Source organism: Mesorhizobium sp. M7A.F.Ca.MR.148.00.0.0 (assembly GCF_003997735.1).
Classification (GTDB): domain Bacteria; phylum Pseudomonadota; class Alphaproteobacteria; order Rhizobiales; family Rhizobiaceae; genus Mesorhizobium.
Genome location: NZ_RZTB01000013.1, coordinates 51,818 through 67,503, shown reverse-complemented (window position 1 = coordinate 67,503; position 15,686 = coordinate 51,818). Strand labels below are relative to the sequence as shown.

The window sequence follows — 15,686 nt, the reverse complement described above, 5'->3', positions numbered from 1 at the left end:
TCACCGCTGGCCGCGATCGAGTTCTGTGGAAGCGGTGCTGAGTGGATCGGACACGGCAAAGGCAGCGTCGAGTTGTGCGGGTGAACGCCGTTCGGTCCGCTTCCAGGCGACATATTGGACAATGCCGAAGCTTGGCCGTCGCGGCACCGTCTTCACGACTGGCATGCGGAAGCCGTCGCGGAAACGGGACCAGCGTGTGCCCAACGCTGTAACCATGTCCTCGAGAGTCGGCGGCGCGGCCACAGACGCATAGGTGATGGTGACATTGCCGGCGAGGCCGGCCTCGCGTGAAACCGGTAGCGGTATCGAGGCGAGATAGTCCGGCGGCACGTCGATAAGCCCACCGAAGGGCCATTGCGCGCGCAGCGTGGCGGCGTCTGTCGGCGCGACATTCACGTCTATGTCGATAGGCGTGCCGGCAACCCTGTAAGGGCAGCGGAAACGGCCGCAATTGGCTTGCGCCGAAAACTGCCACAGCGCGTAGCCTTGCCAGTTGCCCATCGGAAAATGCACGTCGATGTCCTTGGTGTAGCGCGCATACCAGAGCGGCAGCCGCGACAGGAGCGTGTATCTGTCGCTGTTGTCGGCGATGTACTGGGCCGTCTTGCCGTTGGTGTAGAGCACCGGGAAACGTCCGATGCGCCGATGCACCTGGCGTACGAACTCCTCGGCATCGTCGAGCGACATCCATTGCGAGGGGTCATTGCCCTCGATGTCGAGAGCCATGAGATCGTCCGGCGCAGGCTCGGCGAAATCGAGGAAATTGTTCGCCTGCTCGACCGGATTGCCGGGACGGGCAAGGTGATAGGCGCCCCATTTCAGGCCGAGTGCCTTGGCCACCACCCGGCGCGTCTGGAACAGTTCGCGCGTCACCGCATGACGTTTCCACAGCGCCTTGCAAAGCTTTACCTCAATGTCGTTGCCCAGGCAGAAATAGGCCGGCGGCATGCCGTCGGAGGCCTTGTTGATGAAGCCGACGACCCGCTTGTCGGTGGCGAGCTGGGCCCAGTCGATGGAATTATATTCGTAGGCATCGACGACCAGAGCGCGGTCGGCGTTCTTCCACGGCTCGGAAAAATCGGAGGCCGTTGCCGCCGTCGAAAGCGCCATCGTCGCCGCAAGAGCGAGGATCGCCAGCGCATGCCGGCCAAAAGTATGCAGCGGTTTTGGGGCAACGACATGCGCAGGAAACAGAGGCTTGAAGGGTGTCGGTACGACACTCTTCAAGCGGCGAAGGAGGTGCGCCGTCCTTTTCAAAACAGGGAATCCCCGTTGATCAAAAACAAATCCTGAACGGCTATGGTTAAGGAAGTGCTTTCGGGGGCTGGCTCCCAGAAGAGCTGGCGACGCATCAGCCGCTAGAATTCAAACGGGTCAGGCGCCGGCTCTTGCCGCAGCGTGCCTTCGGCGGCGCGTTTGCGGTGGTGGGCGAGCGAGCATTGCGGCGAGCACAAAATGCCGCGATCCGACCAGTAGGCGGCACCATGGTCCAGTCTGCCCCCATGGTAGCAGAACCCCTCCGCTCGATAGGGCAGGCCGCATTCGATGCAGCGGTAGGCGTCGGGTCTGGCAAGCATGGGCGGTTCCGGTTGGCTGGTTCTGATTGCATCGCCGGTCGACTTGATCCGGCATGGGTTGAACTTAATACGCGCCGCCGCGATTGCAAAATCCGCGTGACAAAATTTGACGTTTACGTAAAAAGAAGATGGGAGACCGCTGATACGGCGGGTGGTTTTGCAGCGGCACCGGCTCTAGGGTTGGGCAGGCCGAGGCATCAGGAGGAGTGGGCGGCATGTATAGGGCACCGGTCGAGGATATCGCCTTCACGCTCAAGCACGTGGCCGGCATGAAGTCGGCGCTCGATGCCGGCACCTTCGGCGATCTCGGCGAGGACCTGGTCGATGCCGTTCTGGGTGAGGCCGGCCGTTTCGCCACCGAAGAGGTCGCACCGCTCTACACGATCGGCGATCGGCAGGGTGCGGTGCTGAAAGGCGGCGCCGTCACCACGCCGCCCGGCTGGAAGGAACTCTATCGCCGCTGGATCGATGGCGGCTGGAATGCGCTCTCGGGGCCTGAGGAATATGGCGGCCAGGCGCTGCCGACCATGCTCGGCGTGGCCGCGCTCGAAATGTGGAACTCCGCCGCCATGGCCTTCGGCATCGGCCCGACGCTGACCATGGGCGCGGTCGAGGCGCTCGACAAACACGCCTCCGAAGACCTCAAGGCCAAATATCTCGAAAAGCTCGTCTCCGGCGAGTGGATGGGCACGATGAACCTGACCGAGCCGCAAGCCGGCTCGGATCTCGCCGCCTTGCGCGCCCGCGCCGAGCCGGCGGGTGACGGCAGCTATCGCATCTTCGGCCAAAAAATCTTCATCACCTATGGCGAGCACGATTTCACCGACAACATCATCCATCTCGTGCTGGCAAGGCTGCCCGATGCGCCGGCCGGCACGCGCGGCATATCGTTGTTCCTGGTGCCGAAATTCCTGGTTGGCGACGATGGCGCGCTCGGTGCCCGCAACGACGTCTTCTGTTCCGGACTTGAGCATAAACTCGGAATCCATGCCTCGCCGACCTGCACCATGATCTATGGCGACGGCTTCGAAGGGGCCGAACCCGGCGCCGTCGGCTGGCTGATCGGCGAGGAGAACAAGGGGCTCGCCTGCATGTTCACCATGATGAACAATGCGCGGCTTTGTGTCGGCATGCAGGGGGTGGCGGTCGCGGAAGCCGCAACGCAGAAGGCGATCGCCTATGCCAATGAGCGCCGGCAGGGCAAGGCCGCGAGCTACACTGGCACGGGTATGGCGCCTATCGTCCATCACCCCGATGTCCAGCGTAACCTGTTGACCATGAAGGCGCTGACCCAGACCGCACGCGCCATCAGCTATTCCTGTGCCCACGCCATCGACATGGCCCGTGTCTCCGCCGGTGACGAGGCGGCATACTGGCGCGATCGCGCCAATCTGCTGACGCCGCTGGCCAAGGCGTTCTCGACCGATATCGGCGTCGAGGTTGCCTCGCTCGGCCTCCAGGTTCATGGCGGCATGGGCTTCATCGAGGAGACGGGAGCGGCCGCCTTCTATCGCGATGCGCGCATCGCACCGATTTACGAGGGCACCAACGGTATCCAGGCGATCGATCTGGTGATGCGCAAGCTGCCGCTCGGCGGTGGCGACCATGTGCATGGCTACATCGCCGAACTGGCTGATATGGCCGCAGCGGTGCGGACCTCGAACATGCAGGATTTCGGCCGCACCGCCGACGCTCTCGACGCGGCACTTGGCGATCTCAGCGAAGCGACCCGCTTCCTGCAAAAACTGGCGGCCGAAGGCCGGCAGGACGAGGCGCTGGCAGGCGCCACGCCCTATCTCAGGCTGATCTCGCTTGCCGCCGGCGGCGCCTATCTGGCGCGCGGTGCTCTTGCCGATCACAACCGCATAGCGCTTTGCCGTTTCTTTGCCGAAAACCTGCTCGGCGAGGTCAGCGCCTTGAGGGCGCGCGTCATCGATGGCGCCGAAAGCCTCGCCGCTGCCGGCAAGACGCTCGTGTCTGCCTGACGTTTCACAAGGAAAACACCGTGACAGACCATATCCTCGTCGAGCGCCAGGGCGCCATCCAGATCATCCGCATGAATCGGCCGGACAAGAAGAACGCGCTGACGCGCGCCATGTATGCGAAAATGTCAAAAACCCTGGCCGAGGGCGACGCCGACCCGGCGATCCGCGTCCATGTCTTTCTCGGCGTGCCCGGCGCCTTCTCCTCCGGCAACGACCTTGCCGACTTCATGGTCGTCGCCACCGGCGGCGACGGCGGCACCGAAGTCTGGGATTTCCTGATGGCGCTGGCCAAGGTCGAAAAACCCATGGTCTCCGGCGTCGACGGCATCGCGGTCGGCATCGGCACGACGCTCAACCTGCATTGCGACCTGACTTTCGCTACGCCACGCACCGTGTTCAGGACGCCTTTCGTCGACCTGGGCCTTGTGCCTGAGGCGGGATCGAGCCTGCTGGCACCGCGCATTCTGGGCCAGCAAGCCGCTTTCGCGCTGCTCGGTCTTGGCGAGGGTTTTTCGGCCGAGCGCGCCAAGGCCGCCGGCCTGATCTACGAGGTGGTCGAGGAAGCAGCGCTGGAGGCTTCGGTATTGGCGGCAGCCGGCCAGATCGCGGCCAAGCCACCACAGGCGCTGAAGATCGCGCGCAACCTGATGCGTGGTTCGCGCGACGATCTCCTCGCCCGCATCGGCGAGGAAAGCGACCATTTTCGCGAGCGGCTGAAGTCCGGTGAGGCGCGCGCCGCGCTCACCGCGTTCATGACGAGAAAGAAGGCCTGAGCCTCAGGGATAAAGCCTGGTCTTGTCCCAGCCGTCCTTCGCACTGCGCGTAAAAACGAGCCGGTCGTGCAGCCGGAACGGCCTGTCGTGCCAGAACTCGATGGTGCTGGGCACGATGCGGAAGCCGGACCAGTGCTTTGGCCGCGGGATTTCGCCGATCGGATAGCGTGCCGTGTATTCCGCCACCGCTTTCTCCAGCGCAAAGCGGCTTTCCAGCGGCCGCGATTGTTTCGAAGCCCAGGCGCCGATGCGGCTGCCGCGCGGCCGTGTCGCATAGTAGGCGTCGGCTTCGGCGTCGCTGACGATCTCCACCGGTCCGCGAATGCGCACCTGGCGGCGCAGCGACTTCCAATGGAAACACATCGCCGCCTTCATGCTGCCAAGAATCTCCTGGCCCTTGGCGCTCTCGAAATTCGTGTAGAAGACAAACCCGCTTTCATCGAACCCCTTGAGCAACACCATACGCACATCCGGCATGCCGTCGGCATCGACGGTCGCCAGAGCCACGCCGTTGGGGTCGTTCGGCTCGCTTTTCGTGGCGTCGTCCAGCCATGCGGCAAAGAGGCGAAACGGCTCGGCAGCCTCGGTAAAGTCACCGCTTGTTAACTCAGTGTCACTCATAGTTTTTCTCAAATTGTCACGAAGCCAAGATTCTTACAAAACCAAGATTCTTTACGAAGCAAGGGGGAGGTGCCGATTGTCGCGTATCGCGCAAGCTTTTGACAGCAGGCAATGGAGCGTTATCGCTTCGGCCAGCGCGAAAGCCGCGATCGTGGCGGTCGCCTTGCCGCTTGCCGCGTGTGGCGCCGGCGGCTTCAGCCTGGAAAAAGCCGAAGTCGACCGCTCGATCCTGACCAGCAGCACGTCGGCCTCGGCCGCGCCGGCCAATTTGGATCGCGACTCCGACCAGACGACGATCGGCAATGCGGTTTCCTCGGCCGATATCGAGCAGCTCGGCGGGCAGGCCGTGCCGTGGGCCAATGCCGGCACCGGCTCGCGCGGTTCCATCACCGATCTGGCGGAATTGAAGGACAACGGCCAGACCTGCCGCCGCTTCAAGGCCTCGCGCGAAAGCTTTGACGGCGTTGCCATGTTCGAAGGCGAACTGTGCCTGGCCAGCGCCGGCGGCTGGCGCATGCAGGACTTCAAGGCACTCTGATTTTCCGCGTCTGATATGCTGCTCCAGCACTGGAATTTCTTCCTATGCGAGCGCATATAGGTGGCAACCAGAGACTCAACTCTTCTCCAGGGCAGTAAGCATGCGCGACCCCTATGAGGTGCTGGGCGTTGCCAGGAACGCATCGTCCAAGGACATAAAGTCGGCGTATCGGAAACTCGCCAAGAAGCATCATCCGGACCAGAATCCGAATGATCCCAAGGCGAAGGACCGTTTTGCCGCGGCCAACCAGGCCTACGAGATCGTCGGCGACGAAAAGAATCGCGCCGCTTTCGATCGCGGCGAGATCGACGCCGACGGAAAGCCGCGATTCCAGGGCTTTGAGGGCGCTGCCGGTGGCGGCGATCCCTTCGGCGGCTTTCGCCGGCAACAGGGTCCGGGCGGTTCGCGGTTCGAATTCCGCTCCGGCCGACCGGGTGGCGATCCGTTCGACGGCAACAGCGACATCTTCAGCCAGATTTTTGGCGACACTTTTTCGGGCGCGCGCGGTCCCGGCACGGGCGATCGCCGCCAGCAGGCGACAGCAGCCGATCTGAACGTGACGCTCGACGTCACCATCGAGGAAGCGGCGACCGCCGAAAAGGTGACGGCGATGTTCCCCGACGGCCGCAAGGTGGCGGTCAAGCTGCCGGCCTATGTCGAGGATGGTCAGACCATCCGCCTCAAGGGCCAAGGCGAGCAGGGCCCGGGCCAGCCAGGCGACGCGCTGGTCAAGATCCATCTGCGCCGACATCCACGTTACCGCATCGAGGGCCGCGACCTGCACGCCGATCTGCCGGTGGCCCTGGCGGATGCGGTGCTCGGCGCCAAGGTGCCGGTCGAGACGCCGACCGGCAGGCTCGCGGTCAACATCCCAGCCTGGTCGAGCTCCGACAAGGTCCTGCGGCTGAAGGGCAGAGGCCTGCCGGAAAAGGCCGGCGGCCACGGCGATCTCTACGCTCATGTGCGCATCATGCTGCCGGAAGACGGTGATAGCGCGCTCGAAGCGCTGTTGCGCAGCCAAAAAGGCTGATCGGCGGCTTTTGTCCCCCGAACTGTCCGGTTTGGACGCTTGAAGGGGCTCTGTGCCTGTGCGATAGGGCAACCCACAAAGCTGAAATCTTGCGGAGAGCGCTCACATGGCGGGTGGACAGGGCCTAATGGCCGGCAAGCGCGGCCTCATTCTTGGCGTCGCCAACAATAGGTCGATCGCCTATGGCATCGCCAAGTCGTGCGTCGACCATGGCGCCGAGATCGCGCTGACCTATCAGGGCGAGGCGTTCAAGAAGCGCGTCGAGCCGCTGGCGGCGGAACTGGGCGCCTTTGTCGCCGGCCATTGCGACGTCACCGATCCGGCGAGCCTGGACGAGGTTTTCGCCAATGTCGCCAGGCACTGGGGCAAGCTTGATTTCCTCGTCCACGCCATCGCCTTCTCCGACAAGGATGAACTGACCGGCCGCTATGTCGAGACGACGCGCGACAATTTCCTGCGCACCATGGACATTTCGGTCTATTCCTTCACCACCATAGCCAAGCGCGCCGAGGCGCTGATGACCGATGGCGGCTCGTTGCTGACGCTGACCTACTACGGCGCCGAAAAAGTGATGCCGCACTACAACGTCATGGGTGTCGCCAAGGCGGCGCTCGAGGCCAGCGTGCGCTACCTGGCGGTCGACCTCGGCGCCAAGAAGATCCGCGTCAACGCCATCTCGGCCGGCCCGATCAAGACGTTGGCCGCCTCCGGCATCGGCGACTTCCGCTACATCCTGAAGTGGAACGAGTACAATTCGCCGCTGAAGCAGACGGTCACGCAGGAGGAAGTCGGCGATTCCGGCGTCTATTTCCTGTCCGACCTGTCGCGCGGCGTCACCGGTGAAGTGCACCACGTCGATTCGGGATACCACGTCGTCGGCATGAAGGCGGTCGACGCGCCTGATATTTCGACGGTCAAGGACTAACGCCCGGCCAACCGTCGTCCGTCCCGATCCCGCACCGGAAGACCTGATGTACCCGCTGGTTTATATCGCGCGCCACGGCCAGACCGCGTGGAACGCCGAAATGCGACTTCAGGGGCAGGCCGATACCGATCTCAACGCTCTTGGCCGCGAACAGGCGACCGGCAACGGGCTTCGGCTAGCCGCGTTGGTCCCAAATCCCTGGGAATTCGATTTCCTCGCCAGTCCGATGAAACGGACGCGCGAAACGATGCAGCGTATTCGCGCCGCGATGAAGCTCGATCCGGATGCCTATCGAACCGATCCGCGCCTCGTCGAAGTCAATTTCGGCGATTGGCAGGGATTTACCTTTCCCGAGCTCGAGACAGGATATCCCGGAGCAAGCAGGACGCGCGCTCTGGACAAATGGAACTTTCAGCCGCCCGGCGAAGGTGCGGAGAGCTATCAGATGCTGCTCGAACGGGTGAGGCCATGCTTCGACGCGATCGAACGCCAGACGATATGCGTGACCCATGGCGGCGTCATGCGCACCTTGTTTCGCTTCGTTCTGGGGCTGGCCGAGGACGAGGCCGCGAACCTGGAAATACCGCAGGATCGCCTGCTCAAGCTCGAAGGCAAGAGTCTGGAGTGGCTTTAATGCATGTCGCCCAAAAGTGGCCCCGGTTTTGGGAGAACGACATGCATAAAACAAAGACCTAAAGCGGGTCGCCTGAATCCGTTCAGACGCGACACGCTTTAGGCCATTGGCAGGCGGCTCGGCGAAAGCTGAACCGCAAACACAGCATTCAATTGAGGTTGGAAGCTCTAGTTGGCAGAGCTGTCCGGCAGTTCCATGTCGGTGACGATGTTTTCGCCATTGGTCACATCGTAGGCGATGACGATGTCCATGCCCGGCTTCAGCGCGTCGAGATCGGTCTCGGCGTTCAGCTTGTAGGACTTGCCGTCATCCAGCGTCAGCGTCGCCGTATCCTTGTCGATCTTCTTGATCAGGCCTTCGGTCTGGCCGGCGAAAGCGGCGGTGGAAAGCAGCAGCGTGGCGGCAATGGCGCCAATCAGGGTACGCATGATCGTTCCTCTTTATCATTGCGCCGGCATGGCGGCGGGCGTTCAACGGCGGATGGAGCAGAGCAGAAACCAACCGAATGTGTCAAAACTAAATCCGCCAGATCACAGTTTGACCCCTGTGAAAAACGCCAATAGAAGGCAACCTACAGCGCCGCGCGTCCTCTTGGACGCGCAAAGGACGCTGTAGCATTGTTGATTTTGCGCATGATCCTTTCCGAAAATCGCTCCGATTTTCGGGGTCATGCGCCAAGCCGGCTCCGCTGCCGGGCAGGGTCATTTCATGTCTCACAACACGTTCGGGCACCTTTTCCGCGTCACCACCTGGGGCGAAAGCCATGGCCCGTCGCTCGGCTGCGTGGTCGACGGCTGCCCGCCCGGCATCCGCTTCACTCGAGCCGACATCCAGGCCGAACTCGACAAGCGCCGGCCGGGGCAATCACGTTTCGTCACGCAGCGTCGCGAACCGGATGAAGTGAAGGTGCTGTCCGGCTTCATCTTCGACGAGGACGGCGAGACGATGATCACCACCGGCACGCCGGTGTCGATGCTGATCGAGAATGTCGACCAGCGTTCAAAGGATTATGGCGAGATCGCCCGCCAATACCGGCCGGGCCATGCCGACTACACCTATGAGGTCAAATACGGCGTGCGCGATTATCGCGGCGGCGGCCGCTCCTCGGCCCGCGAGACGGCAGCCAGGGTGGCGGCCGGTGCCTTGGCGCGCAAGGTGGTTCCGGGCGTTGTGGTGCGCGGCGCGCTGGTGTCGATGGGCGAAAAATCCATAGACCGCGCCAACTGGAACTGGAATTTCATCGGCGATGCCGAAAATCCGTTCTTCACCCCCGATCCGGCCTCCGTACCCGTCTTCACCCAGTATCTCGACGGCATCCGCAAGGCGGGCTCCTCGGTCGGTGCGGTGATCGAAATCGTCGCCGACGGCGTTCCGCCAGGCCTCGGCGCGCCGATCTATGCCAAGCTCGATCAGGACATCGCCTCCGGCCTGATGTCGATCAACGCGGTCAAGGGCGTCGAGATCGGCAACGGCTTCGAGGCCGCCCGTATCACCGGCGAGCAGAATGCCGACGAGATGCGCATCGGCAATGACGGCAAGCCGGTGTTCCTGTCCAACAATGCGGGCGGCATCCTCGGTGGCATCTCGACCGGCCAGGCGATCGTCGCTCGTTTCGCCGTCAAGCCGACCTCCTCGATCCTGACGCCGCGAAAGTCGATCGACAAGGACGGCAGGGACGTCGAGATCATGACCAAGGGTCGCCACGACCCATGCGTCGGCATCCGCGCCGTGCCGATCGGCGAAGCAATGGTTGCCTGTGCGATCGCCGACCACTATCTGCGGCATCGGGGACAGACGGGAAGGGAATAGGGGAATAGGGGAATAAGGGAATATGTTGCGCTCTTAGCGCGGCCGGCCAAATCTTTTTGCTTTTCCCTACTCCCGTACTGCCCTACTCCCTTATTCCCTGCGAGCAAAGCGAGCACTTATGCCTTACGACCAGAAGAAGATCGTCGAAGCCCTGCGTGCTTTCGAACGCGGCGAGATCGTCGTCGTCATGGATGATGACGGGCGCGAGAACGAAGGCGACCTGATCGTTGCCGCCGTCCACTGCACGCCCGAAAAGATGGCGTTCATCGTGCGCCACACCTCCGGCATAGTCTGCACGCCGATGCCGCGCGAAGAAGCCAAGCGGCTGAACCTTGCGCCGATGGTCGCCGACAACGATTCCGCCCATACCACCGCTTTCACCGTCAGCGTCGATTTCAAGCATGGCACCACGACGGGCATCTCGGCCGAAGATCGCACTTTGACCGTTCGAAATCTTGCCAACGGCAATGTCGGCGGCTCGGATTTCGTCCGCCCCGGCCACATCTTCCCGCTGATCGCGCGCGAAGGCGGCGTGCTGATGCGCTCCGGCCATACCGAAGCAGCGGTCGATCTGTGCAAGCTCGCCGGCCTGCCGCCGGTCGGCGTCATTTCCGAGCTGGTCAATGATGACGGCACCGTCAAGCGCGGCCCGCAGGTGCAGGCTTTCGCCGAGGAGCATGGGCTGAAGCAGGTTTCGGTTGCCGACCTCATCGCCTACCGGCAACGTAAGGAAACTCTGGTCGAACGCGTCGCTTGCTCGGAAATCGACACGCTCGGCGGCAAGGCACAGGTCTTCACCTACACGCTGCCGTGGGACTCCATGCACCACGTCGCGATCGTCTTCGGTGACATTCGTGACGGCGAGGAGGTCCCGGTGCGTCTGCATTCCGAGGATGTGGTGACCGATGTGTTCGGCACCAGTCACCGGCTCGACACCATTATGAAGGCAATGGGCGAGCGCAGGCGCGGCGTCATCGTCTATCTCAGAGAAGGTTCCGTCGGCGTTGCGCATCAGGAGCGCAAACGACCGGCAAGCGGCGACCACGAGGATCACGAAGAGGCTCGCCGCCGCGAAAACGAGTGGCGCGAGATCGGGCTCGGCGCGCAGATCCTCAAGGATCTCGGCATCTCCTCGATCAACCTGATCGCCTCGCGCGAACGCCACTATGTCGGCCTCGAAGGTTTTGGCATCCACATCGCCAAGACCGAGATCCTCTGAGCCTCCCGCCGATCCGGTTGCCGGAGAAGACGGATGAATGCGCCCCTGCCTTCCAGCCAGCGCAGCGAGCGGCTTTTGCTGCGCCGCCCGGCAGAGGCTGATCTGGATTTCCTAGCCGATCTCTTTTCGCGCGGGGAGCTTGTTGCGCATCGACCCGACCCTGTTCCGGATACAGCCCAGCAGAGCGCCGCGCGGCTGACGCGCGACATCGGTCATTGGGACAAGCACGGCTTTGGCCGCTGGGCAGTCGAGGCGGATGGAAAGTTGATCGGCTTCGGCGGCGTCACGGTATCGGCGGATTTCGACGGTCTGAACCTGTCCTATCATCTTCATCCGGCGGCCTGGGGACATGGCTATGCCACGGAATTGGTGATGGAAGCACTGCGCACCGCGTTCGGCCCCTTGCGTGCCGATCGGGTTGTCGGCCTCGTCCGCCCCGCCAATCCGGCCTCGCGACGGGTGCTGGAGAAATGTGGCTTCGCCTTCGAAAAAGAGGTGATGCTGCGCGGGGCGCCAACGATACTTTTGGCATTGGCGCACCCAGGAAAAGCCAATATTTCAGGCCCGGCCGCCTAAAGCGGCGCCCGGTCCTAAGGCCGGACGCGCCGGAACTATTCCGCGGCAATCGCGGCTGCTTCGCATCCGTCCATCTCGCACTCAGTCGTGGCAAGGCTGCGTTGGCCAAGCAGCACCGTGGCCAGTGCGATCGTGCCTGAAGCCACCGACACCCAGAACCCGCTCTGGGCGCCGAACGCATCCACCATCGCGCCGGCCGCGAACGAGCCCAGCGCCATGCCGATGCCGATGCCGGTCATGACCCAGGTGATGCCTTCGGTCAGCATCGCTTCCGGCACATGCCGCTCGATCAGGCCGAACGCGGTGATGAAGGTCGGCGAGATCGCCACACCGCTGATGAACACGGTCAGCGCCAGCAGTGGCACGGTGTCGGCGGTGAGCGGCAACAGCGTGCCGAGCGCGACGAGGGCGACTGCGATGGCCAGCTGGCGTTGCAGCGGCGCCCTCAGGCTGAGCGCGCCGACGACGATGCCGAGCACGAACGATCCCAGCGCATAAACGCCGATGACAAGGCTGGCGGCGCCGGGCTGGCCAAGCTCCTTGGTGATCGCCACGGTGGTGACTTCCGTCGTCGCGAAGGTTGCACCGATGAAGATCAGGGCGAGGGTGATGATCTGAACCGGCCGCAGGCGGATCGCCGAGCCGCTTGAGTTATGGTCGACCGGCCGCACCCGGGGCTCGGTCGAGCGTTGCAGGATGAAGGCCGCTGATCCGAATGCGAGAAATAATGTGCTCACCAGAACGCCGGCTTCCGGGAATAGGGCGGCACTCAGGCCGACCGATAGCGATGCCCCGGCGATATAGACCAGTTCATCGGCCACGGACTCGAAGGCGAATGCGGTGTTCATCTGCGGCCGCCCCCGGAAAATCTCCGTCCAGCGCGCGCGCACCATCGCAGGTATGCTTGGCATGGCGGCAGCCAGCAGTGACGATACGAACAGCGTCCAAACCGGCCAGTCCTGGTTGGCCGCCGCTATCAGGACTGCGAAAGCCAGCACCGCGATGATGGTGGTGGGCACCACGATTCGTGTCTGGCCCAGGCGGTCCACCAGTCTCGATATCTGCGGCGCGACGAAGGCGTTGGCCAGCGCGTATGTCGCCGAGACGGCTCCGGCCAGCCAGTATTCGCCACGCGTCTGCGACAGCATCGCCACGATGCCGATGGGCGCCATGGCGATCGGCAGGCGCGCCATGAAGCCGGCGGCCGCAAAGCCCTTGGCTCCGGGGGCACGAAAGATTTCCGCGTAGGGATTTTGCATCGGTTGGTTCCTCGACAAAGGACGATTGGACAATTACATACGGAGCGTATGATCATTAAATAGACCATACGTCGCGTATGTCAATTGGCATACGTTGCGTATGTGAATAGGGCCAGAAGCCATGCACAGACCCCGCAAGGAGATGATCGCCGAGACGCGCGCCAAGCTGATCGCGGCGGCCCGTCATGCCTTCGGCACAACAGGCTATGCGGAAGCCTCGATGGATGATTTCACCGCTTCGGCCGGGCTGACGCGCGGCGCGCTCTATCATCATTTCGGCGACAAAAAGGGGCTGCTGCAGGCGGTCATAGCCCAGATTGACGGCGAGATGGCGGCGCGCATCAATGAGGTCGCGTCGAGAGCGCCGACCCGTTGGCAACATTTCGTCGACGAGTGCTCGACCTATATCGAGATGGCGCTGGAGCCGGAAATCCAGCGCATCATGTTCCGGGATGGCCCGGCCGTGCTGGGGGATCCAGCGCAATGGCCGAATTGCAGTGCGTGCATCGCTTCAATGACCGACCATCTGACCGCGCTGCAGGAGGAGGGGGTCGTTGTCTCCAGCCTCGACCCCGAGACGGCCTCGCGACTGATCAACGGAGCGAGCAGCCAGGCAGCGCAACGGATCGCCAATTCGAGCGACCCCGAAGCGACGTCGAAGAAGGTGGTGACGGCGTTCAAGCAACTGCTCGAAGGCCTGCTCAAGAAGCCGGATCCGCAGTCGAATTGAAGTTCTCACCGGAGCTTTCGTGCCGGCAGCTGTTCACGATAGGAATTTTTTCTTGACACCGTGCCCTCAGCTAAGGTACATATACGTTTATGGTGCTGATTTGCGCCAGTGACCCGCCGCACAGGCGGGTTTTTCGTTTGATGCTCCGTCAGCCTACGCGCCGGCGAAGGCTCCGAAGAAAACCCGTTAGCCCGAATTCGTTGCCCTTTGGCGTCAGGGCCGGCAATTGACAATCGCCGGGTTGAGTCCATCCTCTTCCACCATCTCTGAGGCGGAGATTCGGGGCACATGTGGGATTTTGAGATCGGCCGGTCGGTGTCCATCATGATGCGGACCTGGCCGTTCATCGTCTTTCGCATGATCGTCTATTTCGGCATCACGCTGGCCTACATTATGGCGACGGGCACCGGCGCCTCGGTCGGCTATGGCGTTGGCCATATCTCCACTGATCCCGACGGGCCCATGTCCTTTGCCCTGTGGGGCGGCGTGGTCGGGTTTGGCCTCGTCTCGATCGCTGTGTATTGGATCCGCGAATACATCCTCTATGTCGTCAAGGCCGGCCACATCGCCGTCATGGTTCATCTGATCGACGGCCGCGACATTCCCGGCGGTCAGGACCAGATCGCCTATGCCAGGGATATCGTGACCCAGCGTTTCGCCGAGGCCCACATCCTTTTCGTCGTCGACCAACTCGTCAAGGGCGCCATCCGCGCCATCACCGGCCTCCTCGGCGGCATCGCCGCCTTCCTGCCGATACCGGGCCTGAGCGGCCTGGTCTCCTTCATCAACACGGTGTCCGCCTGTCGCTGACCTATGTCGACGAGATCATCCTCGGCTACAACATCCGCATCAATTCAGCCTCGCCCTTCGAGACGGCGCGCCAGGGCGTCGTGCTCTATGCCCAGAACGGTAAGGTCATGGTCAAGAACGCCGTCTGGCTGGCGGTCATCATGTGGGGCGTGTCGTTCATCATCTTTCTGATGATGCTGGCGCCTGCCGGCGCGATTCTGTTCCTGATGCCTGGCCAGCTCGCCGGCTGGGCTTTTGTGCTCGCCATCGTCTTCGCCTGGGCATTCAAGGCGGCGTTCATTGAACCCTTCGCCATCGCCTGCCTGATGCAGGTCTATTTCAAGACCATCGCGGGCCAGGTGCCGGATCCGGCCTGGGACGCCCGGCTGGCCGAGGCGTCGTCGAAGTTCAGGGAGCTCAAGGACAAGGCGCTCGCCTCCTTCGGCGGTTCGCGCTGGGCTACGGCCGGCGCCACACCCTGATCGGCCGGGCGGGTGATGTCTGGTGAGGCAGAAACGGTGTTGAGGCGCGCCACGGTGGATTTGAGCTGTGTCTCGCCTTGCCCGGAAAAGGTCTCGCTCATGATCAGCTCCGGCAGCGGCAGCCGCCGTCCCCAGCCATGCGTTTCAAGGTCCGGTTTGGGAGCGAACTCGGAAACACGGCCCACGCAGAGATAGGCGATCGGCGTTACGTGGTCCGGAATGGCCAACAGCCGCTTCAGCGCCTCAGCCTCGATGATGCTCACCCAGCCGACGCCAACGCCCTCGGCACGCGCGGCCAGCCAGAAATTCTGCACCGCGCAGACGGTGCTGTAGAGATCCATCTCCGGATTGTGCCAGCGTCCCAGCGGCGAACCCTTCGAGCGCTGCCGGTCGCAGGTGATGCAGATGTTGAGCGCGCTTTCGCAGATGCCTTCCAGCTTGAGCTTGCGGTACAGCGCCTGTTTTTCCGCCTCGATCGCCGGCAGTTCTTGTTCGCGCGCGGCCAGGAACAGGTCGCGCACCTCCGCCCGTCGCTCGATGTCACGAATGACAATGAAATTCCATGGCTGCATGAAGCCGACCGATGGCGCGTGATGGGCAGCAAGCAGCAGCCGCGCCAGCACGTCGTCATCGATCGCGGTGGGCAGGAAATGGCTGCGCACGTCGCGCCGCGTGAACATGGCGCGATAGACCGCATCGCGCGCATCCTGGTCAAATTCATCGTCAATGGCAGCGGTCA

15 protein-coding genes and 2 pseudogenes are annotated in these 15,686 nt (G+C 63.0%); 11 read left to right on the top strand and 6 right to left on the bottom strand.

Translation table 11 applies throughout. The features are described 5' to 3' along the window. Both EOB49_RS07660 and EOB49_RS07655 read right to left on the bottom strand, forming a co-directional pair. On the bottom strand, positions 1-1,110 hold the full coding sequence (locus EOB49_RS07660; RefSeq protein WP_164781616.1) for a glycoside hydrolase family 25 protein: 1,110 nt from the start codon (positions 1,108-1,110) through the stop codon (positions 1-3). 248 nt (positions 1,111-1,358) lie between these two features. Next, a complete protein-coding gene (locus EOB49_RS07655) occupies positions 1,359-1,577 on the bottom strand; it encodes a hypothetical protein (protein WP_013532811.1) in 219 nt (72 codons plus the stop codon). A 215-nt stretch (positions 1,578-1,792) separates the two neighbouring features. On the opposite strand from EOB49_RS07655, the gene EOB49_RS07645 reads away from it, so the two are divergent. Continuing rightward, complete coding sequence (locus EOB49_RS07645) at positions 1,793-3,562, top strand: acyl-CoA dehydrogenase (RefSeq protein ID WP_127380628.1); 1,770 nt, start codon at positions 1,793-1,795, stop codon at positions 3,560-3,562. Positions 3,563-3,582: 20 nt separating this feature from the next. After that, positions 3,583-4,335: a crotonase/enoyl-CoA hydratase family protein gene (locus EOB49_RS07640; RefSeq protein WP_127320918.1), complete on the top strand. Its 753-nt coding sequence runs from the start codon at positions 3,583-3,585 to the stop codon at positions 4,333-4,335. Between the two features lie 3 nt (positions 4,336-4,338). On the opposite strand, the gene pdxH is transcribed toward EOB49_RS07640, so the two are convergent. Beyond that, complete coding sequence (pdxH, locus tag EOB49_RS07635; protein ID WP_127270335.1) at positions 4,339-4,956, bottom strand: pyridoxamine 5'-phosphate oxidase; 618 nt, start codon at positions 4,954-4,956, stop codon at positions 4,339-4,341. A gap of 76 nt (positions 4,957-5,032) precedes the next feature. Here pdxH and EOB49_RS07630 point away from each other — a divergent pair, with 76 nt between their 5' ends. From EOB49_RS07630 to EOB49_RS07615, 4 genes are all read left to right on the top strand, one after another. Beyond that, positions 5,033-5,494, top strand: coding sequence for an RT0821/Lpp0805 family surface protein (locus EOB49_RS07630; RefSeq protein ID WP_027035968.1), 462 nt, complete (start codon positions 5,033-5,035; stop codon positions 5,492-5,494). A gap of 100 nt (positions 5,495-5,594) precedes the next feature. After that, the gene (locus EOB49_RS07625; protein WP_127380627.1) at positions 5,595-6,524 is read left to right on the top strand and encodes a J domain-containing protein; all 930 of its coding nucleotides are present in this window, start codon (positions 5,595-5,597) and stop codon (positions 6,522-6,524) included. A 106-nt stretch (positions 6,525-6,630) separates the two neighbouring features. Then, positions 6,631-7,449 carry an enoyl-ACP reductase FabI gene (gene fabI, locus EOB49_RS07620; RefSeq protein WP_127268175.1) on the top strand — a complete coding sequence of 273 codons (819 nt, stop codon included), beginning with the start codon at positions 6,631-6,633 and terminating at the stop codon, positions 7,447-7,449. Positions 7,450-7,495: 46 nt separating this feature from the next. Then, entirely contained in the window at positions 7,496-8,083 is a 588-nt protein-coding gene (locus EOB49_RS07615; protein WP_127328382.1) for a histidine phosphatase family protein, read from the top strand. A 167-nt stretch (positions 8,084-8,250) separates the two neighbouring features. Here the strand turns inward: EOB49_RS07615 and EOB49_RS07610 are convergent, their stop codons facing one another. Then, positions 8,251-8,511, bottom strand: a complete 261-nt coding sequence (locus EOB49_RS07610; RefSeq protein ID WP_027035965.1) for a DUF1344 domain-containing protein — start codon at positions 8,509-8,511, stop codon at positions 8,251-8,253. Positions 8,512-8,791: 280 nt separating this feature from the next. On the opposite strand from EOB49_RS07610, the gene aroC reads away from it, so the two are divergent. The 3 genes from aroC to EOB49_RS07595 all read left to right on the top strand — a co-directional run bounded on the left by aroC (position 8,792) and on the right by EOB49_RS07595 (position 11,687). Then, positions 8,792-9,892 carry a chorismate synthase gene (gene aroC / locus EOB49_RS07605; protein ID WP_127268177.1) on the top strand — a complete coding sequence of 367 codons (1,101 nt, stop codon included), beginning with the start codon at positions 8,792-8,794 and terminating at the stop codon, positions 9,890-9,892. Positions 9,893-10,010: 118 nt separating this feature from the next. After that, on the top strand, positions 10,011-11,111 hold the full coding sequence (gene ribB, locus EOB49_RS07600) for a 3,4-dihydroxy-2-butanone-4-phosphate synthase (RefSeq protein ID WP_127322378.1): 1,101 nt from the start codon (positions 10,011-10,013) through the stop codon (positions 11,109-11,111). Positions 11,112-11,144: 33 nt separating this feature from the next. Then, entirely contained in the window at positions 11,145-11,687 is a 543-nt protein-coding gene (locus tag EOB49_RS07595) for a GNAT family protein (protein ID WP_127322377.1), read from the top strand. Between the two features lie 35 nt (positions 11,688-11,722). Here the strand turns inward: EOB49_RS07595 and EOB49_RS07590 are convergent, their stop codons facing one another. Next, entirely contained in the window at positions 11,723-12,946 is a 1,224-nt protein-coding gene (locus EOB49_RS07590; protein ID WP_127380626.1) for an MFS transporter, read from the bottom strand. 121 nt (positions 12,947-13,067) lie between these two features. On the opposite strand from EOB49_RS07590, the gene EOB49_RS07585 reads away from it, so the two are divergent. Further along, positions 13,068-13,676 carry a TetR/AcrR family transcriptional regulator gene (locus EOB49_RS07585; protein ID WP_127268181.1) on the top strand — a complete coding sequence of 203 codons (609 nt, stop codon included), beginning with the start codon at positions 13,068-13,070 and terminating at the stop codon, positions 13,674-13,676. Positions 13,677-13,964: 288 nt separating this feature from the next. Continuing rightward, positions 13,965-14,947, top strand: a pseudogene (locus tag EOB49_RS07580) (hypothetical protein). Between the two features lie 170 nt (positions 14,948-15,117). Here EOB49_RS07580 and bluB read toward each other — a convergent pair. Continuing rightward, positions 15,118-15,627 (bottom strand): annotated as a pseudogene (gene bluB, locus EOB49_RS37440) (5,6-dimethylbenzimidazole synthase); the annotation flags it as partial. Between the last annotated feature and the right edge of the window lie 59 nt (positions 15,628-15,686).